General features: G+C 71.3%; 14 protein-coding genes. 11 read left to right on the forward strand and 3 right to left on the reverse strand.

Annotation, left to right across the window (positions count from 1 at the left end; all coding sequences use genetic code 11):
- Positions 1–373 precede the first annotated feature (373 nt).
- Entirely contained in the window at positions 374–3,370 is a 2,997-nt protein-coding gene (locus tag WME83_RS16185; protein WP_437320182.1) for a UPF0182 family protein, read from the reverse strand.
- A gap of 218 nt (positions 3,371–3,588) precedes the next feature.
- Complete coding sequence (locus tag WME83_RS16190; protein WP_437320183.1) at positions 3,589–5,424, reverse strand: glycoside hydrolase family 15 protein; 1,836 nt, start codon at positions 5,422–5,424, stop codon at positions 3,589–3,591.
- A gap of 504 nt (positions 5,425–5,928) precedes the next feature.
- Here WME83_RS16190 and WME83_RS16195 point away from each other — a divergent pair.
- The 9 genes from WME83_RS16195 to WME83_RS16235 all read left to right on the forward strand — a co-directional run bounded on the left by WME83_RS16195 (position 5,929) and on the right by WME83_RS16235 (position 14,014).
- A complete protein-coding gene (locus WME83_RS16195) occupies positions 5,929–8,229 on the forward strand; it encodes a putative monovalent cation/H+ antiporter subunit A (RefSeq protein WP_437320184.1) in 2,301 nt (766 codons plus the stop codon).
- A 3-nt stretch (positions 8,230–8,232) separates the two neighbouring features.
- Positions 8,233–8,652 (forward strand): Na+/H+ antiporter subunit B, encoded by a 420-nt coding sequence (locus WME83_RS16200; RefSeq protein ID WP_437320185.1) that lies wholly within the window; start codon positions 8,233–8,235, stop codon positions 8,650–8,652.
- Positions 8,649–8,996: a Na+/H+ antiporter subunit C gene (locus tag WME83_RS16205; RefSeq protein WP_437320186.1), complete on the forward strand. Its 348-nt coding sequence runs from the start codon at positions 8,649–8,651 to the stop codon at positions 8,994–8,996. Before WME83_RS16200 ends, WME83_RS16205 begins: the two co-directional genes overlap by 4 nt.
- Positions 8,993–10,504, forward strand: a complete 1,512-nt coding sequence (locus tag WME83_RS16210; RefSeq protein WP_437320187.1) for a proton-conducting transporter transmembrane domain-containing protein — start codon at positions 8,993–8,995, stop codon at positions 10,502–10,504. Before WME83_RS16205 ends, WME83_RS16210 begins: the two co-directional genes overlap by 4 nt.
- Positions 10,501–10,974: a Na+/H+ antiporter subunit E gene (locus WME83_RS16215; RefSeq protein WP_437320188.1), complete on the forward strand. Its 474-nt coding sequence runs from the start codon at positions 10,501–10,503 to the stop codon at positions 10,972–10,974. Before WME83_RS16210 ends, WME83_RS16215 begins: the two co-directional genes overlap by 4 nt.
- Positions 10,971–11,237, forward strand: a complete 267-nt coding sequence (locus WME83_RS16220) for a monovalent cation/H+ antiporter complex subunit F (RefSeq protein ID WP_437320189.1) — start codon at positions 10,971–10,973, stop codon at positions 11,235–11,237. Before WME83_RS16215 ends, WME83_RS16220 begins: the two co-directional genes overlap by 4 nt.
- The gene (gene mnhG / locus WME83_RS16225; RefSeq protein WP_437320190.1) at positions 11,234–11,851 is read left to right on the forward strand and encodes a monovalent cation/H(+) antiporter subunit G; all 618 of its coding nucleotides are present in this window, start codon (positions 11,234–11,236) and stop codon (positions 11,849–11,851) included. The genes WME83_RS16220 and mnhG overlap by 4 nt, the downstream gene beginning before the upstream one ends.
- Before the next feature lie 134 nt (positions 11,852–11,985).
- The gene (locus tag WME83_RS16230; protein ID WP_437320191.1) at positions 11,986–12,414 is read left to right on the forward strand and encodes a hypothetical protein; all 429 of its coding nucleotides are present in this window, start codon (positions 11,986–11,988) and stop codon (positions 12,412–12,414) included.
- Between the two features lie 130 nt (positions 12,415–12,544).
- Entirely contained in the window at positions 12,545–14,014 is a 1,470-nt protein-coding gene (locus WME83_RS16235) for a protein adenylyltransferase SelO (RefSeq protein ID WP_437320192.1), read from the forward strand.
- 12 nt (positions 14,015–14,026) lie between these two features.
- Here WME83_RS16235 and WME83_RS16240 read toward each other — a convergent pair whose 3' ends face one another.
- The gene (locus WME83_RS16240) at positions 14,027–15,115 is read right to left on the reverse strand and encodes a HisA/HisF-related TIM barrel protein (protein WP_437320193.1); all 1,089 of its coding nucleotides are present in this window, start codon (positions 15,113–15,115) and stop codon (positions 14,027–14,029) included.
- A gap of 259 nt (positions 15,116–15,374) precedes the next feature.
- Between WME83_RS16240 and WME83_RS16245 the strand changes: the two genes are divergently transcribed.
- Together WME83_RS16245 and WME83_RS16250 are read left to right on the forward strand one after the other, a co-directional pair.
- Positions 15,375–16,925 carry an outer membrane protein assembly factor BamB family protein gene (locus tag WME83_RS16245; RefSeq protein WP_437320194.1) on the forward strand — a complete coding sequence of 517 codons (1,551 nt, stop codon included), beginning with the start codon at positions 15,375–15,377 and terminating at the stop codon, positions 16,923–16,925.
- Between the two features lie 327 nt (positions 16,926–17,252).
- On the forward strand, positions 17,253–18,113 hold the full coding sequence (locus WME83_RS16250; RefSeq protein ID WP_437320195.1) for a hypothetical protein: 861 nt from the start codon (positions 17,253–17,255) through the stop codon (positions 18,111–18,113).
- Positions 18,114–18,119 lie beyond the last annotated feature (6 nt).

Below are 18,119 nucleotides of genomic sequence, written 5' to 3' on the forward strand. Positions count from 1 at the left end.
GACGGCGGAGGCCAGCGAGCGGGTGCGGTGCGTTCACGAGATCCGCAGTCCGCCGAGCCGGTTCTCTCCCCGGCACCTCGCGAAACGAAAGGCGGATCTCGCGAACGGCGCCGCAGCACGGCCCAGGAGACAGGCGTGTTTCTAGGGCGCTTGAATAGGGATAGCCTTGAGCTTCTGTATTCGACAATACAGATCCGTCCGTGTCAACCCTTTCGTGGGGCGCAGCAGGAATCGGACCTCAGGCCGTCGCCTCGGGCGCCTCGAGGGCGAAGCGCCCGCGCGTGGCCAAGTGCATGGTCGGGTGGTTGGGGCTCGGCGGACTTCGGCGGCAGCACGCTCGGCACGAGCGACATGGCCGGCGACGTGGCGCCGTTCAGCGGCGCGGGCGTCCCCGCGACCGCTCGTCGAGCAAGGCCGATGGCCCCTCTAGCTCCTCAAGTGTCCGGCTCAGCGCGTCGAGCGCCCCGGCGGCCTCGTGGAAGCGACGCTCGCCGAGCAGGCGCAGGTAGCTCGCGAACGCGTCGTTGGCCCGCTGCGCCAGCGCGTCGGTCACGCCGCGCGCGCCGGGGGCCTCCGGCACGCCGGGCAGGCCGCCCGCGGCCGGCTCCGGGGGCGGCCCGCCCTCGACGAGCCCGCGCAGCGCCGCGTCGAGCGAGCTCGCGTAGCTCATCCGGTCGCCGTGCATCACCACCACGACGCGGAGCTCCGGATACGCCGCCGTGTCCGCCTGGAGGAAGATCGGCTCGACATAAAGGAGCGTGTCCTCGACGGGGATGACCAGCGCGTTGCCGCGGAGCACCTTCTGACCGCGCTGGCTCCACAGGGAGAGCCGCGCCGACAGCACCGGATCCTGATCGATCTTGGTGTCCATCTGCTGGGTGCCGAGCACGCGCGTGTCCTTCGGGAACTTGTACGCGAGCATGCGCCCGTAGTCGTCGCCGTCGGACATGCCGGCGATCCAGCCGATGAGCACCTGCCGGTCCTTCGGCGTGAACGGCAGGATCAGGGTGAACTCGGGCCGACCCTCGCCCGGCGGCTTCCACATCACATAATAGGGCTCCACCGGCTGGACCTTGTCGTAGTACTTCTCGGTCGCGCGCGCCCAGAGGTCCTCCTGGTTGTAGAACACCTCGGGATCCGTCATGTGGTACTTCGCGTAGACGAGGCCCTGCGCGAGGAGGAAATCCTCCGGATAACGCACGTGCGCGCGGAGCTCCGCCGGCATCTCCTCGCGCGGCAGGAGCAGGCCGGGGAAGATGCGGCTGTAGACCTGGAGGATCGGATCCTCCGGCTCGAAGACGTAGAGCCGCACCGAGCCGTCGTAGGCGTCGACCACCGCCTTGACCGAGTTGCGCACGTAGTTCGCGCGGCGGAGGTGATGCGTGAACTCTGCCCGCCCGCCCGCGTCGCCCGGCGCGCGCCCTCCGCTCATCCCGGCGCCTTCGGCGGAGAAGAAGCTCTCGCTGTAGGGGTAATAGCTCGACGTGGTGTACGCATCGAGGATCCAGTGGAGCCGCCCGCCGGCGACGACGATGTACGGATCGCGATCGAGGGCCAGGAAGGGGGCGATCGCCGCGACGCGCTCGCGGACCTCCCGGCGGAACATCACCCGGCTGTCGTCCGTGGGGATGCCGGACGCGAGGAGGCTCGTGCCGCCGAGCTTCCACCCGAAGAGGAGCTTGCGGAAGAAGCCGTCGAGCTCGATCCCGCCGGTGCCCGCGTAGCGCGTGTAGACGTTCTCCGAGCCGCTCGGATAATCGAACTCCGGCTCCCTGGAGTTGACCACCACGTAGCCGTGGGTGGTCTCTCCATAATAGATTTCCGGCCGCTCGACCGCGAGCTCGGGCGAGGCGGACACGGGCGGGATGTCCTTCACGAGCAGGTTCGGCTGCCCGTCGTGCGTGAAGTCGTGCGCCGAGGCCATTGCGACGCCGTAGCCGTGCGTGTACTTGAAGCGACGGTTGACGAAGGTCTGGTGCTCGGGCGGCAGGTTCTCGGCGTTGAGCTCGCGCGGGGCGAGCATGACCTGCCGGTAGCGGTCGCCCACGGCGTAGCGATCGATGTCGATGCCAGGCATCTCGTAATAGAGGCGGATCGCCTGGAACTGATGGATCACGGCGTCGAGCGCGCGCGGGTCCCAGAGGCGCACCTCGGACAGGAGATCCTGGTTGTCCGCCAGGGTCTCGCGGGTGAGCCGGTCGGAGACGGGGAACTCGGTGACCTCGATGTCGTGGAGGCGGAACCCCGCGCGGGTGAACGCGATGTTGTGGGCGAGGTAGGGGCGCTCGAGCGCGAGCTCGTTGGGCACCACCTTGAGCCACTGGACGAGCGCCGGGAGCACGTACATGCCGAGCGCCCACGGCACCGCCACGAGGAGCGCCGGCAGCGCGGCGAGCTTCGCCAGGGCGCGCCGGCCCGCGCTGCGCTCGACGGCGGCGGAGCGGCAGAGGGCGCGCTGCACGGGCGGGAGGAAGAGCGCGATCCCCACGAGCGCCGCGATGACGGCGATGATCCGGGTGGCGGGGAGGCGCACGTGGACGTCGGTCCAGCCCGGGCCCACGACCACGCCCCGCGACGAGTACATGAGGTGATAGGCCCCGAGCCACCGCCCCCAGGCGACGACGAGCGCGAGCGCGCCGAGAGAGAAGAAGACCGCGCGGTACCGCGCGGCGCCGGCGGGCGCGGCGTCCGCGGCGGGAGCCGCGATGTCCGGCGTTGCGGCGCGCTCCGCAGGAAGGTCCGCAGGCGGCGCCGCGACGTGCTCCGCAGGCGGCGCCGCGACGTGCTCCGCAGGAGGCGCCGCGACGTGCTCCGCGGTGGGGCGGGCCGTCCGCCGCGCCGACGTGAGGTCCGCGTCGACCGCCGCCCCGGCGAGCGCGAAGAGCGCGAGGGTCCCCAGCAGGAAGGAAACCGCATCGTAGAACGGCAGCGAGAACAGGTAAAACGAAGTGCTCCGGCCGAGGATGGGGTCGCGCACCTCCGTGGGCACCTGCGCGAGGAAGCGCAGGATCACCTCCCAGCCGAAGAAGCCCCAGAGGGCGCCGAACACCGCGCCGAGCAGCGTCGGGATGCGGCGCGCGCCGAGCGACCGCGCAGGGCGGGTCAGCAGGAAGACGAGGAGCCCGCCGAGCGAAGCGGCCACGAGCGCCGCGATCAACCGGGCCAGCGTCGCCTTCCAGAAGCGCGCCGTGTAACCGAGCTCGGCGAACCAGAGGTACTCGCCCCAGAAGCTCAGGAACCCGAAGAACGCGAGCGTGCCCGCCGCGAGCAGCGCACCCGCCGCGACGGGCAGGCGCCTGCGCATCCAGCTCCCCCACGCGATCAGGGCTGCTCCGGCGCCGAGCAGCACCAGGATGAAAAGAATGTACATTCGATGCCTCCCTTGCCGGGGCCCCACGCGGGGCGCGACGTGTGCGCCCTCAGGGCGCAAGGTCCGCGCCCGATCCAGCGCCGCGAATGCGTGTCAGCGACGCACGGGCAGGCGAGCTGGCGGCGCGCCGGTGGCATCCAGGAAGACAGCCCGCGGCGCGCGCCCTGCCTCCACGCCGGCGGCGTCCGCCTTGCGGCGGCCAGCCAGTCGAGTTCGCGTCATCCGGTCTCCTGCGCTCGTTCTCGTCCGCGCTGGCCGAGCGCGCGCGCGAGGCTCACCCCGCTGGCGATGAGCCCGACGTGGCTGAACGCCTGGGGAAAGTTCCCGACGAAGGCGCCGGTCGCCGGCTCGATCTGCTCCGGCAGCAGGCCGATCGGGCTCGCGCGGGCGCAGAGCTCCTTGTACAGCGAGAGCGCCTCGTCGACCCGCCCCTGCGCCGTCAGGTTGTCGACGAGCCAGAAGCTGCAGAGGAGGAAGGCGCCCTCGCCGGACTCCGCGACGCCGTCGTCGTACTCGCCGGGAAGGTAACGATACAGGAGCCCATCGCCCGCCCGGAGGCCGGTCGCGATGGCCTCCGTCGTGGCGATCATCCGCGGGTGATCGGCGGAGATCACCCGGCGCAGCGGGAGCGCCAGCGCGCTCGCGTCGAGCGGCCCTCCGCCGAGCGCCGAGGTGATCGCCCTGACGCGCGGATCCCACGCCTCTTCGAGGATCGCCCGGCGGATCTCCTCCGCCTTTCGCCGCAGGCCGTCGATGTCTCCAGGCAGCCCGTGGCGCTCTGCGAGCCGCCACCCCCGATCGAGCGCGACCTGACATAACGCCGCGGAGTAGGTGAACGGACGCCCTGCGCTGCGGACCTCCCAGATGCCGTGATCGGGCTGCCTCCACTCGCGGGCCGCGCCGTCGAGGAGCGGGACGAGCCGGGACCACAGGGCAGGGCGGATCTCTCCGCCGCGCGAGGACCACTGGTAGGCGCAATCGATGATCTCACCGAAGACGTCGTGCTGCTTCTGGTCCATGGCCGCGTTGCCCCACCGCACGGGCCGGGAGCCGCGATACCCCTCGAGCCGCTCGCAGAGCCGCTCGGGCGGCGGTGGCTCGCCGTCGAGGTCATACAGCACCCTCGGGCGGCCGTCCCTGTCGGCGGCGTCGAGCGCCCAGCCGAGGAAGCCCCACGCCTCGGCGGCGAGGCCGATCCGGCGGAGCGCATGCACGGAGAACGCGGCGTCGCGGATCCAGGCATATCGGTAATCCCAGTTCCGCGCGCCGCCGACGACCTCCGGCAGCGACGAGGTCGGCGCGGCGACCATCGCGCCGGACTCGAAGTGATCGAGCAGCTTGAGCGTGACCGCCGCGCGGCGCACGAGCGCCCTCGCCGGCCCGTCGTACTGGATGCCCGAGGCCCAGCGGCGCCATGCGTCGGCCGTCGCGTCGAGCAGCTGCTCCGGCGGGACGGCGCGGTGCCGGTGCGCGCTCCGGAGGCGGAGCGCCACGTGCAGGCGCTCGCCGGCGCGGAGCCTCACGGTCGTGGTCATGCCGGTCAGATCGAGCGATGACATGAGGTAGAGCTCCAGCTCGGGTCGGGCCCCGCACCGGAGCCGCAAGCCGCCTCGTTCCTGGCTCACCGTCGCGCCGCCGTACGGCGCGACGTCGATCCGCACGTCCACGCTCCCCTCCACGACCTCCGCCAGGCGCAGCAGCTCGGCGCGCCCCGCGGCCACGTCCTCGGCGAGATCCGCGCCGGAGCGCAGCGTGAGCGCGTCGGTGACCCGGAGCAGGCCTGTCGGGCTCTGCATCTCTGTCACCAGGATCCCCGTGTCCTCGATGTAACGCTGGCCGGACGCGACGAGGATGTCCGGGGACACGGTGAACGCGCCGCCGCGCGCCGCGTCGAGGATCCTGCAGAAGACAGGCGGCGAGTCGAAGCGCGGCGCGCACAGCCAGACCACCGCCCCGTCGCGCCCGACGAGCGCGGCGGTGGTGCCATCCCCGAGGAGGCCGTGGTCCTCGAGCGGCAGGTACCCGCGCTCGGAGCGGAGTGCTGAGAGCTTCATCGAGAGGCTCCCTGGGGAGCCCGCGTCGTGGTGTCAAACGGCCGGGCGCGCCGGAACGAGCCCTCCGAGGCGGAGAGCAGGTCTGGATTGTCCCGAGTTCGTGCACGATGATCACGGCTCCGAGCGGCGTCGCCGCCTTCCGCCGGATCGTCGGGCGACGGCGCGGCGCGCCCGTCCGCCGCACGCCGGGCGAGGCGAGCCGAGGTGGGCTCGATGCTGGCTCGTTCCCCGATGGGCGCTCGCTTGAGCGCGGCGAGCCCGGTCGGAATCCGGCCGACGCGCCCGCTTTCCAGCCAAGCGCAGGCAGCCGCCGAGGTGGAGCTTGCGCCCTGAGAGCTCCGGCTCCACCCAGTTCATCCGACAGGGCGGTTGGAGCCGCTCGTGCTCGCTCGGAATCGGAGCCACGCGCATGACGCTCGTCCTCGCGACCGACTTTTCCGCGGATGCGCAGCGCGCCGGGGCCCGCCTCGGGCCCTCGCCGGCATCGAAGGGGAACGTGCTGCGATGCTGTGGGCTGTCCTGAGCGTATTCGTCGGAGCGCTGCTGGCGCCGGCCCTCCATCGCGGGCTCGGGCGCCCGGCCGGCTGGCTCTTCGCGGCGCTCCCGCTCGTTCCGCTCGTGCTCGCGATGCAGCTCGCCCCGAGGCTCTTCGCCGCGGGAGAGGCGCATCACGCGTCGCTGCCGTGGATCCCGTCGCTCGGCGTGGAGCTCGCGGTGAGGCTGGATGGGCTCTCGCTCTTGTTCCTCGGGCTCATCTGCGGCATCGGGGCGCTGATCGTCGTGTACGCGAGCGAATACCTGCGCTCGCACCCGCGGCTCGGGCGGTTTTACGCCTACCTGCTCCTGTTCACCGGATCCATGGCGGGCCTCGTGCTCGCCGACGACGTCATTCTCCTCTTCGTGTGCTGGGAGCTCACGAGCGTGAGCTCGTATCTCCTCATCGGGTGGGACCACGAGCGGCCGGAGGCGCGCAAAGCCGCCTTGACGGCGCTCCTCGTGACGGGCGGCGGCGGGCTCGCCATGCTCGCGGGCCTCGTCCTCCTCGCCGTGGTCACCGGAGAGACGCAGATCTCGCGGTTCTCGGGCGACGTCGTCCGCGACAGCCCCCTCTACCTGCCGATCCTGCTCCTCGTCCTCGCGGGAGCGTTCACGAAATCGGCGCAGGTGCCCTTTCATTTCTGGCTCCCTCGGGCGATGGAGGCGCCCACGCCGGTCAGCGCGTACCTGCACTCGGCCACGATGGTGAAGGCCGGCGTCTATCTGCTCGCGCGCCTGCACCCCACGCTCGGCGCGACGCGCGCATGGTACCTCGTCGTGACGGGCTTCGGCGCCGCCACGATGGTGATGGGCGCGGCGCTCGCGGTCGCGCAGAAGGATCTCAAGCGGATCCTCGCCTATTCGACCGTGAGCGTGCTCGGCCTCCTCACGATGCTCCTCGGCGTCGGGACCCGCGCGGCCGTCTCCGCGGCGGTGGTCTATCTGGCCGCGCATTCGCTGTACAAGGGCGCGCTCTTCATGACCGCCGGGACCCTGGATCACGAGACCGGGACCCGCGACGTCACCCGTCTGCGGGGCCTCGCGCGGCGAATGCCGATCACCGCGACGGCGGCCGTGCTGGCGGCGCTCTCGAGCGCCGGGGCGCCGCCCCTCCTCGGTTTCCTGTCGAAAGAGCTCTTCTACGAGGCGGTCCTCGCGCCGCCCTCGATGACGGCGGTGCTCGCCGGGGCCGCGGTCCTGTCGAGCGCCCTCCTCGTCGTGGTGAGCCTGGTCGTCGCCCATCGCCCCTTCTTCGGGGGATCCCCGGCGGCGCCCACGCTCCCCCACGAAGCGCCGCCGTCCTTGTGGCTCGGGCCTGCCACGCTCGCGGCGGCGAGCCTCGTCCTCGGCGTGGCGCCGCGGCTCCTCGGCGACCTCCCGGGCCTGGCGGCGACCGCCATCCTCGGCCGATCCGCGCCGCTCGAGCTGCACCTGTGGCACGGCCTGACCCCCGTGCTCGGGCTCAGCGTCGCGACCCTCCTCGCCGGCCTCGGCCTCTTCCGCGTCCTCTCCGGCCGGGAAGCGCGCCTCCTCGACGCCGCCACGCGCGCCGCCACGCGCCTCGGAGCGTGGGGCCCCGCGCGCGTGTACGACGCCGCCTTCGCGGGGCTCCTCCGGTTCGCGGAGTGGCTGACCAGGCGGCTCCAGACGGGGCATCTGCGCCAATACCTGCTCGTCACCGTCCTGACGACGGTCGTGCTCGTCGGCACGCCGCTGCTCCGGAGCCTCCCTTTCACGGTCCCGTCGCTCACCGTGGAGCTCCCGGAGCTCGTGCTCGCGGGCGTCATCCTCGGGTCCGCGGCCATGGCGACGCGCACGCAATCGCGCCTCGCCGTCGTCGCCGCGCTCGGCGCGATCGGCATCTGCGTCATGCTCATCTTCGTGATCTTCAGCGCGCTCGATCTCGCGCTGACGCAGATCATGGTCGAGGTGCTGACGATCGTCATCTTCGTCCTCGTCCTGCACCACCTGCCGCGCTTCGTGCCCCGATCCTCCGCGCGCGTGTGGATCCCGGACGCGATCGTCTCCGTGATCTTCGGGGGCACGGTGACCCTGTTGATCCTCATGTCGTCGTCGCTCTCCCCGGAGCCGATCCTGAGCGAGTTCTTCGTGGAGAAGGGGTTCGCCGAGGCCCACGGGCGGAACATCGTCAACGTGATCCTCGTGGACTTCCGGGCGATGGACACGATGGGGGAGTCCACGGTCCTCTGCGTGGCCGGGATCGGGGTCTATGCGCTGCTCGCGGCCCGTACGCGGAAGGGAGCCTGAGCCGTGCCCTCCTTGATCCTGCGCGCCGCGGCGCCGGTCTTGATGGTGCTCCTGATCATCGTCTCGATTTACGCGCTCCTCCGCGGTCACCACGAGCCCGGGGGCGGGTTCGTCGGCGGGCTCATCATCGCGTCGGCGTTCTCGCTCCACGTCCTCGCGTACGACGTCCCCTCGACGCGGCGGCTGCTCCGCGTCGCGCCCCAGACGCTCATGGGGCTCGGGCTCTCGACGATCCTGCTCTCGGGGGTCATCGGGCTCGTGGCCGGCGGAGCCTTCCTGCAGGGCGTGTGGGCGACCGTCCCGGTGCCGGGGCTGGGCGACGTCGCGGTGGGGACTCCGGTGCTGTTCGACGCCGGCGTGTATGCCGCCGTGATGGGCATGGTGCTCCTGATCGTCCTCATGACCGCGGAGATGAGCTCATGACGGTCCTCCTCGCGATCGTCGTCGGCGGGCTCTATGCGTCGGGGCTGTTCCTCATGCTCCGGCGCAGCATCGTGAAGCTCGCCTTCGGCCTCGTGCTGCTCGGGCACGGGACGAACCTCCTCATCCTCACGGCGGGCGGCGTCGTCCGCGGCCGCCCCCCGCTGATCCCCAGGGGTGGAGCGGACTTCCACGCGCCGCCGGCCGATCCCGTGGCCCAGGCGCTGATCCTGACGGCGATCGTCATCAGCTTCGCGGTCGTCGCGTTCGCCGTCGTCCTCCTTCATCGCGTTCATCGGACCATGGGCAGCGACGACATCGACTCTCTCGAATCGACCGACCCATGAAGGTGCTCCTCGTCCTGCCCGTCCTCGTCCCCATGACCACGGCGGCCCTCTCGCTCCTCTCCTTCCAGCGCGCGGGGAGGCAGCCCGCGCTCGGCCTCGTCGGGAGCGTCCTTCAGCTCGCCGTCGGTATCGTCTTGCTCCGCGCCGTGCACCGCGGAGGCATTCAATCGACCCAGCTCGGAGGCTGGCCCGCGCCCTACGGCATCACCTTCGTGGTCGACCTCTTCTCGGCGCTGATGGTCCTGCTCGCGGGCATCATCGCGGTCGCCACGTCGATCTACTCCCTGTCGGACATCGACAGGGAACGGCGGGCGCACGGGTTCTACCCGCTCATGCACGTGCTCCTCATGGGGGCGAACGGCGTGTTCGTCACGGGCGACCTCTTCAATCTGTACGTCTGGTTCGAGGTGACGCTGATCGCGTCCTTCGTGCTCCTGGTGCTCGGCAACGAGCGGCCGCAGATGCAGGGCGCGATCAAGTACGTCGCGATGAACCTGATCGCGAGCGCCCTCTTCCTCACCGGCCTCGGCGTCCTTTACGGATCCGTGCACGCCCTCAACCTGGCCGAGCTCTCGCTCAAGCTGCCGAGCCTCGCGCCGTCGATCCGGCTCACCCTCGCGATGATCTTCCTCGTCGCGTTCGGCATCAAGGCCGCCGTCTTCCCCCTCTTCTTCTGGCTGCCGGACTCGTATCACACGCCTCCCGTGACGGTCACCGCGCTGTTCGCGGGGCTCTTGACGAAGGTGGGCGTCTACGCCCTCGTGCGGATCTTCACCCTCGTCTTCGTGGCCGACGGGGAATCGACACACGCGCTCCTCCTCGGGATCGCGGCCTTCACCATGGCCGTCGGCGTGCTCGGCGCCGTGTCCCACCGGGAGGTCCGGCGGATCCTCGCGTTTCACAGCGTGAGCCAGGTCGGCTACATGGTCATGGGCCTCGGCCTGTTCACGTTGTCGTCGCTCTCGGGGGCGATCTTCTTCGTCTTGCACCACGCCATCATCAAGTCGAACCTCTTCCTCATCAGCGGGATCATGCGATCCGGCAGGAGAGACGTCCCCCTCGACCTCCAGGGCGGGCTCCTCGCGCGGAGCCCTGGGCTCTCCGCCTGCTTCCTCGTCACGGCCCTCTCCCTCGCCGGCATGCCGCCCTTGTCGGGGTTCTGGGGCAAGCTCATGTTGGTGCGGTCGGGGCTCGAGGTCGGCTCGCGAGGGGCCGCGGCCGTCGTCGCCACCAGCCTCGCCGTCGGGCTCGTCACCCTCATTTCGATGACGAAGATATGGAACGAGGCCTTCTGGAAGCCCGCGCCCGCCGAGGCCGACCTCGCCCCGCGCGAGGGCGGGGCGCGGCGTCGCGCGCTCCTGTACGCGCCGGTCGTCCTCTTGACCGCGCTGGGCTTCACGCTCGGGATGGCGCCCGAGCCGCTCCTCGCCGTCGTCCGGCGGGCCGCCGCGCAGCTCGCCGAGCCGACAGAATACGTGCGCACCGTGCTGGGGGAGGGGCGCCCATGAGAGCCCTCGTCCTCAATCTGTTTTTGGCGATCGTCTGGGTGACCCTGCTCGGCCGCGTCACCGCAGGGGGCCTCGCCTTCGGCTTCCTCCTCGGGTACGTCCTGCTCTTCGGGCTCCGGCGCCTGATCGGCCCCACGACCTATTTCGAGAAGCTGCCGGGGGTGCTGTCATTCCTGCTCTTCTATGCGAGAGAGATGGTGCGGGCGAACATCAGGGTCGCTCGCGACGTCATGTCGATCCGGCGAAAGAGCCGCCCCGGCATCGTCGCGGTCCCCCTGGATCTGACGACCGATCTCGAGATCACGGTGCTGACGGCCCTCCTCGCCCTGACGCCCGGCACCTTTGGCCTCGACGTCTCGAGCGACCGCACGGTCCTCTTCGTTCATGCGATGTTCGTGGACAGCGCCGACGCGCTGCGCGCGACCATCAAGAACGACCTCGAGCGCCGCGTGAAGGAGCTCTTCCGATGACCCCGCTCTTGCTCGTCGCGATCGCCGTCGTCACGGTGGCGTTCGTCGTCGCGTTCCTCCGGCTCCTGCTCGGGCCGAGCCTCCCCGACCGCGTGGTCGCCATGGACCTCATGGCGACGGTCGGCAGCGGGGGCATCGCCCTCTACGCGATGGTGACCGACCAGGGCGTCCTCCTCGACGCGGTGATGGTGCTGTCGCTCATCTTTTTTCTCGGCACCATCGCGTTCGCGTATTACCTCGAGCGACAGGGGGAGACGTCGTGATCCTCGAGCTCGTCGAGGGCGCGCTCCTCGTCGTCGGGTGCATCTTCATGCTGCTCGCGGCCGTGGGCATCCTGCGCATGCCGGACCTGTTCACGCGCCTCCAGGTGACATCGAAGGCCTCGGTGTTCGGGATGACGTGCATCATCTCGGCTTCCGCCCTTCATTTCCGCGACCCCGCCGTCACCGCCCGGGCCATCGTCATCATCGCGTTCGTGGTGCTGACGATGCCCGTCGCGACGCACTTGCTCGCTCGCGCCGGTTACACCACGAATACGCCCCTCTCCCCCGAGACCGTGGTGAACGAGCTCGCGGGGCACTACGATCCGACGACCCACACCCTCGCCGGCGCAGAGCCGAGGACCCGCACGTTCGAGCTCGTGCCCGGGGACGCCGTCGTCGGCAAGCGCATCGCCGAGCTCGACCTGCCTGCCGGGGTGCTCATCCGCGCCATTCATCGAGAGGGCGGGACCGTCGTGCCCCGGGGGCAAACGATCCTCGAGGTCGGCGACAGGCTCGACGTGCTCGCGGAGCCGGCGGAGCTCGGCCGCGTGCGCGAGATCTTCCAGGCCCGGGCCGCGACGACGGCGACGGACGATCCGGACGGCGGTCCGTGATGGGCCCGTCGACGTGGCCGGTGGCGCGCTGAGGAGGTGACGTCCTGGCAGGCGGAGGGCGATTGCCCGTGGAAGGCCGCCGCCTCTACGCTATCGAGGCCGGTGAGCCGGCGACGCGACCAGGGAGGATCTCCATGCGACGATTCGCCATCTCTCATCTGCTGATCGCCTGTCTGTCGAGCTGCACGTCCGCGCCGCCGTCCGCGCCGGGGGAGGGGCAGGTCGAGGGGCCTCCGCCGCCCGCGGCCGCGTGTCCGACCGAGAAGCTCGCGTTCACCCGGGAGACGGGGTGCGCGAACGATGGCTCCGTCGAGTTCTGCCTGCCGACCGGCGACGAGGCGCTCGTCGCCCGGGTGCGGGACATCGCGCCCACGGTCCAGGAGGGCTCGTCGCGCGGGCGCGCCGGGTGCGATGTGCCCGCGGAGACGCTGTACTTCTTCCCCACCGGAGACGCCGAGTGCGTCGCGCGCCACGGCGCGCTCGAGGACGCGGCCTGGGACAAGATCTGCCGCATCGCCGCGCTGCCCGAGGTGCGGTCGATCGTGCCGACGTGGTACGAGTGATCGGGGCGCGCCCGGCGCCGCCGCGCTCGCTCGTTTGCGGGGCGGCGCGAGCGCGCGGATTGCAGTAGAACCTCGGCAGAACGACGCCTCCGATCACGCCGATGGCCCCCACCCGCCCCGAGGTTCCCCGATGAAGTTCGCCTTCGACAACACCTACGCCCGGCTCCCGGACCGGTTCTACGCGCGCGTCTCCCCCGCCAAGGTCCGCGAGCCGCGCGTCGTGAAGGTCAACCGCGCGCTCGCGGAGGTGCTCGGGCTCGACGCGGAGCAGCTCGCGTCCGCGGAGGGGGCAGCGGTGCTCTCGGGCAACGCGCTGCCCGAGGGCGCGGAGCCGATCGCCCTCGCGTACGCGGGGCACCAGTTCGGCAGCTTCGTGAACCAGCTCGGGGACGGCCGGGCCATCCTGCTCGGCGAGGTCGTCGGCAAGGACGGCAAGCGGCGCGACGTCCAGCTCAAGGGCGCGGGGCGGACGCCGTTCTCGCGCGGCGGCGACGGGCGCGCCGCCCTCGGGCCGGTGCTGCGCGAGTACGTCGTGAGCGAGGCCATGGCGGCGCTCGGCGTGCCGACGACGCGCGCGCTCGCCGCCGTGACCACGGGCGAGCCGGTCTTCCGCGAGGAGGTGCTCCCGGGCGCGGTGCTCACCCGCGTGGCCGCGAGCCACCTCCGCGTGGGCACGTTCCAGTTCTTCGCCGCGCGCGGCGACCGCGAGGCGCTCTCCACCCTGGCGTCGTACGCGCTCGCCCGGCACTACCCCGAGGCCGCGGGCAGCGGCAACGACGCGCTGGCGCTGCTCGAGCGCGTCATCGAGGCGCAGGCGAGCCTCGTCGCGCGCTGGCTCGGCGTCGGCTTCGTGCACGGCGTGATGAACACCGACAACACCTCGATCTCCGGCGAGACCATCGACTACGGGCCGTGCGCGTTCCTCGACGAGTACGACCCCGAGAAGAAGTTCAGCTCGATCGATCGCGGCGGCCGCTACGCCTTCGGGAACCAGCCGGGCATCGCCCAGTGGAACATGCTGCGGCTCGCCGAGGCGCTCCTGCCGCTCCTCGCCGACGACCAGGACGAGGCGGTCCGCCTGGCGACCGAGCGCGTGCAGCGCTTCACCGGCCTGTTCGTCGAGGCGCACGAGCGCGTCCTGCGGGCGAAGCTGGGGCTCGCGCGCGAGGAGGACGACGACCTCGCGCTCGCCGCCGACCTGCTGGATCGGCTCGCGTCGAACGGCGTCGATTACACGCTCTTCTTTCGCCGCCTGTGCGCGTCGGCGGAGGACACCGCCGCCGACGCGCAGGTGGCCTCGCTGTTCGCGGAGCCCGGCGCCTTCCGCGACTGGGCCGAGGCGTGGCGCCGGCGGCTCGCCAGGGAGGACGTCACCCCCGAGGCGCGCGCGGGGGCGATGCGGCTCGTCAACCCCGCGTTCATCCCGCGCAACCACCGGATCGAGGCGCTCATCCAGGCGGCCGTCCGCGGCGACTTCGAGCCCTTCGAGACGTTCGTGCGGGTGCTCCAGCGGCCGTACGAGGATCAGCCGGAGCTCGCCCACCTGAGCGAGCCCCCGCAGCTGGAAGAGCGCGTGAAGTACACGTTCTGCGGGACGTGAGCGGGGCGGCCCTCAGTCGGCCACGAAGCCCTTCCATCGCCGCAGGTACCCGGCGAACGTCTCGGAGACGCCGCGCTCGAACAGCTCGGCGCGCGTGAGCGGCGGCCGCCGCGGCTCCCAGGCGGGGTCGGCGATCCGCTGCGGCCAGTCGGGGTTGGCGATGGCGGCGCGCCCCAGCGCGACCGCGGTGGCGCCCTTGTCGACGAGCGCCTCGGCCTCGGCGCGCGTCCACACGCCGCCGGCGACCACGAGCGGCAGGCTCGCCCCCACCACCTCGCGGAACAGCGGCAGCGGGTGCGCGTCGGGGCGCTTCCGCGAGGGCTTGCTCGCGTCCCACAGCGAGAGGTGGAGGAAGTCGGCGCCGTCCTCGACGAGCCAGCGAGCGAGCTCGAGGTTCTCGTCGAGGTCGAGCCCCTTGGCCTGGCCCCAGTCCTCGGGCGACAGCCGCACGCCGACCACGAAGGACGCGGGCACCGCGCCGCGGACCGCCCGGAGGGTCTCGCGCAGCAGGCGCGCCCGGTTCTCCCACGCGCCGCCCCAGCGATCCGTGCGGCGGTTCTGGGTGGCGGACAGGAACTGGCCGAGGAGGTAGCCGTGCGCGCCGTGCAGCTCGACCCCCGCGAAGCCGGCGAGGAGCGCCCGGGTCGCGGCGTCGCGGAAGCGCTCGATGACGGCGAGGATGTCTTGCTCGGTGGCGGCGCGGGGGACGGGCAGGTCCGGCTCGGCCACGGCGCTGGCGCTCCACGTGGGCAGGCCGGACACCTGCGGGTTGGCGCGGAGGCCGCCGTGAAAGAGCTGGACGAGGCCCAGGGCGCCGGGGGCGGCGACCGCGGCCGCGAGCCGGCGCAGGCCGGGCAAGAGCCGGTCGGCGAAGACGCCGAGCTCGCCCTTCCAGGCATGGCCGTCCTCGGCGACGTGGGCGGCGCAGGTCTCGACCACGCCGAAGCCGCCTTGCGCGCGGTAGGAGAGCCAGCGGAGCTCGTCGTCGCCCAGGGAGCCGTCCTCGTGGCTTTGCCCGTTCGTGAGCGGGGCGAGCCAGACGCGGTTCCTGGCGGTGAGGCCGTTCGGGAAGGAGAAAGGAGAGAGCAGGGGTGAGGTCACGGGGCGATGTTTAGCACCCGCTGCATCGTCGCCGACAACGAGGACCACGCGTCCGGCCGATGATCCCGAGGTGCTCAAACGTGCGTCGCGGTCATCGGACCTGGGCCATGTCACGAGCGCTTCGGCCATCCTCTCTCTCCGATTGACACGCAGCCGGATTCCGAGTGACGTATGTTCGGGGCGTCGTGTTGCAGCAACGACGGAACGAACGTGCCGGGCCGCCGAGCGCCGCTCACCTCGATACCCCAGGAGGATCATCATGAAGCGCATCTTCTGGGCGCGGTCCGCGGTCGCGGCCGCCGCATGTCTCGCCGGGCTCTATGTCGCCCAAGGTCGCACCGCCATGGGCACGGGCGCCGGGCGCTGGACGATGTACGGCAGGGATCTCGCCAACACGCACAATGCGCCCGCCGAGAACGAGATCGGGCCGGCGAACGTCGGTTCGCTCTCCGTGAAGTGGGCCTTCACGACGACCGGCATCGTCCCCGCGACGCCGGCCGTCGACCACGGCGCGGTGTACTTTCCGGACGGGGGCGGCAACCTGTACAAGCTCGACGCCGAGACCGGGGTCCCGATCTGGACGCGCACGATCCCCAGCCTCACGGGCACGGCGGACGCCGTCTCGCGCACGAGCCCCGCGCTCCACGGCCACATGCTGTACGTCGGCACCCAGGCCGGCGCGCACATGCTCGCCGTGGACAGCCGCACCGGCGATCTCCTGTGGAAGACGCAGCTCGACCCGCACCCCGCGGCGATCATCACGCAGTCTCCCGTCGTGCACGGCGGGCGCGTGTACGTCGGTGTCTCCTCGCGCGAGGAGCTCTTCGCGGCGGACAACGCGTATCCGTGCTGCTCGTTCCGCGGCAGCGTGGTCGCGCTCGACGCGGTGACCGGGGAGGTGCTCTGGCAGCGCTACCTGGTCCCCACCGGCTTCACCGGCGGCGCCGTCTGGGGGGGCGCGCCCGCGATCGACCTCGGGCGTCGCACCTTGTACGTGACCACCGGCAACAACTACACCGTGCCTCCGGCCGTCTCCGCGTGCGTGGAGGCGGCCGGCGACGACGCCCTCGCCGTCGAGGCCTGCCTCCCGGCCGACAACTATATCGATGCGGTCCTCGCGCTCGACCTCGACACCGGCGCGCTGAAGTGGGCGCGGCGGCTCCAGGGCTTCGACGCCTGGACGGGGGCGTGCTATTTCGGCGGCGACTGGTGCCCTGATCCGGCGGGCCCGGATTACGACTTCGGCACGGGCGCCACGCTGTTCTCGGCCGGCGCGGGGGCGGAGCGCCGCGATCTGGTCGGCGCCGGCCAGAAGAGCGGCATCTTCTGGGCGCTCGACCGGGACGACGGCAGCGTGGTGTGGAGCACGCTTGTCGGCCCCGGCGGGGAGCTGGGCGGCATCATGTGGGGAGTCGCCGTGGACGAGAGCCGGATCTACGTGCCGATCGGCAACAACGGCGGGGTCGAGTACACGCTGGAGCCCTCCGGCCAGGTCGTCTCGTGGGGATCGTGGAGCGCGCTCGACACCGCGACGGGCGACATCCTGTGGCAGACGCCCGATCCCACGCCGGGCGCGCAGGATCGGGGGCCGCTGACGGTCGCGAACGGCGTGCTCTACGCCGGCTCGATGAGCGGCAACGTGCACGCGCTGAGCGCCGCGACGGGCGCGATCCTCTGGAGCCATCCGGCCGACGGCTCGGTCAGCGCCGGGCCGGCGGTGGCGAACGGCACGGTGTACTGGGGGAGCGGCTACGAGAGCTTCGGGATCGGCACGCCGGGCAACACGCTGTTCGCGTTCAGCTTGCCGTAGCGCGGCCTGGAGGCAGCCGCAGGTCGAGCGCGGCCGGCGCTCCGATCGCCCTCACCATCGCGCCAGCGCGTCGGCCTGACGTCCCTGGAGCGTCCCGACCGACACGCCCCCTGAGCAAAGCACGTGGCGAATTGCCGCAGTGGGGCGCGCGTGCAGGTCGTGCATGAACGGTAACGATATGTGATGACATGTCCTCACCGGGCTCCGGCGCATCATTGCAAACCACGCACGTGCGTTTCTCTCAAGAGACGCTCAGCTCGCACGCCTGGATCGTGAGTTGCAATCTCACGGAACATGCATCGACACACCGCTCTCGGACTGACAATCATGGGTCTCTCGCTGACGCTCGGCTGCGTCGGCGAAGTTGAAACCGCGGAGGCGCTCGACGAGAGCGCCGATGCATTCTCGACGGCGCCCGGTGAGCCGAACCACGAGGAGATCACCCACACGGCCCTGTCGTTCCTGAAGCCTTCCGTGCTCACCGCCCTGAAGGTCGGAAACGTGTCCACGGACGTCGCGTTCCATTTCAGCAACGCCGCCCACTTCGATGACTGCAACTTCAGCGGAGGCGCCGCCTTCGTCGCCGAGAAGCAAGCCGAGGCGGTGCGCGCGCTGGGCCCGGGCATTCCGCTCCTGGATGGGGATGCCCGGGCCATTCTGGCCTTCGGGAATTCGCTCCACGCGGTGCAGGACTTCTACGCACACACGAACTGGGTCGAGCTCGGCGGCGATGTCCTCGTGGACGAGTCGCTCACCGCTTTCCCCGCGCTCGAGCCGTATTCCGCGATCCCGTCGACGGGCTTCATCGTCGTGCAGGGCGACAAGCCGAAGCGAGCGGCGGTGACGCGCGACGCCCGCGCGCCGTACCCGAAGTACGCCGTCGTGACGGTCCGGGTCGAGCGGAAGAAGGCCTATGGGCTCGTGTCGGGTACGGTCGAGTACGAGCAGGGGAACTACTGTCCGCCTCCGGTCGCGATGACGCACGACGAGCTCAGCAAGGACAAGAGCTCATTGACCGATCGCACGGCGCAGCACCTGGCGGCGAAGTCGCTCGCCGTCCAGCAGACACGCCATGAGTGGTGCCGGCTCAATCAGCTGGCGCACGACGCGTGGGGCGACGCCGGGACCGCGCGCCTCGCGGCGTGGGTCGCCGACCCGAGCTCGGCGCCCGACTGCGCTATCGAGTGACCCACA

Source organism: Sorangium sp. So ce385, assembly GCF_051474135.1.
Classification (GTDB): domain Bacteria; phylum Myxococcota_A; class Polyangia; order Polyangiales; family Polyangiaceae; genus Sorangium; species Sorangium cellulosum_D.

Excerpts from the sequence above, each read along its gene's own strand:
- WME83_RS16185 (WP_437320182.1), bottom strand. The coding sequence starts at position 3,370 with ATGTACATTCTTTTCATCCTGGTGCTGCTCGGCGCCGGAGCAGCCCTG.
- WME83_RS16205 (WP_437320186.1), top strand. The coding sequence starts at position 8,649 with ATGACGGTCCTCCTCGCGATCGTCGTCGGCGGGCTCTATGCGTCGGGG.
- WME83_RS16220 (WP_437320189.1), top strand. The coding sequence starts at position 10,971 with ATGACCCCGCTCTTGCTCGTCGCGATCGCCGTCGTCACGGTGGCGTTC.
- WME83_RS16215 (WP_437320188.1), top strand. The coding sequence starts at position 10,501 with ATGAGAGCCCTCGTCCTCAATCTGTTTTTGGCGATCGTCTGGGTGACC.
- WME83_RS16195 (WP_437320184.1), top strand. The coding sequence starts at position 5,929 with ATGCTGTGGGCTGTCCTGAGCGTATTCGTCGGAGCGCTGCTGGCGCCG.
- WME83_RS16210 (WP_437320187.1), top strand. The coding sequence starts at position 8,993 with ATGAAGGTGCTCCTCGTCCTGCCCGTCCTCGTCCCCATGACCACGGCG.
- WME83_RS16245 (WP_437320194.1), top strand. The coding sequence starts at position 15,375 with ATGAAGCGCATCTTCTGGGCGCGGTCCGCGGTCGCGGCCGCCGCATGT.
- WME83_RS16230 (WP_437320191.1), top strand. The coding sequence starts at position 11,986 with ATGCGACGATTCGCCATCTCTCATCTGCTGATCGCCTGTCTGTCGAGC.
- WME83_RS16250 (WP_437320195.1), top strand. The coding sequence starts at position 17,253 with ATGGGTCTCTCGCTGACGCTCGGCTGCGTCGGCGAAGTTGAAACCGCG.
- WME83_RS16190 (WP_437320183.1), bottom strand. The coding sequence starts at position 5,424 with ATGAAGCTCTCAGCACTCCGCTCCGAGCGCGGGTACCTGCCGCTCGAG.
- WME83_RS16235 (WP_437320192.1), top strand. The coding sequence starts at position 12,545 with ATGAAGTTCGCCTTCGACAACACCTACGCCCGGCTCCCGGACCGGTTC.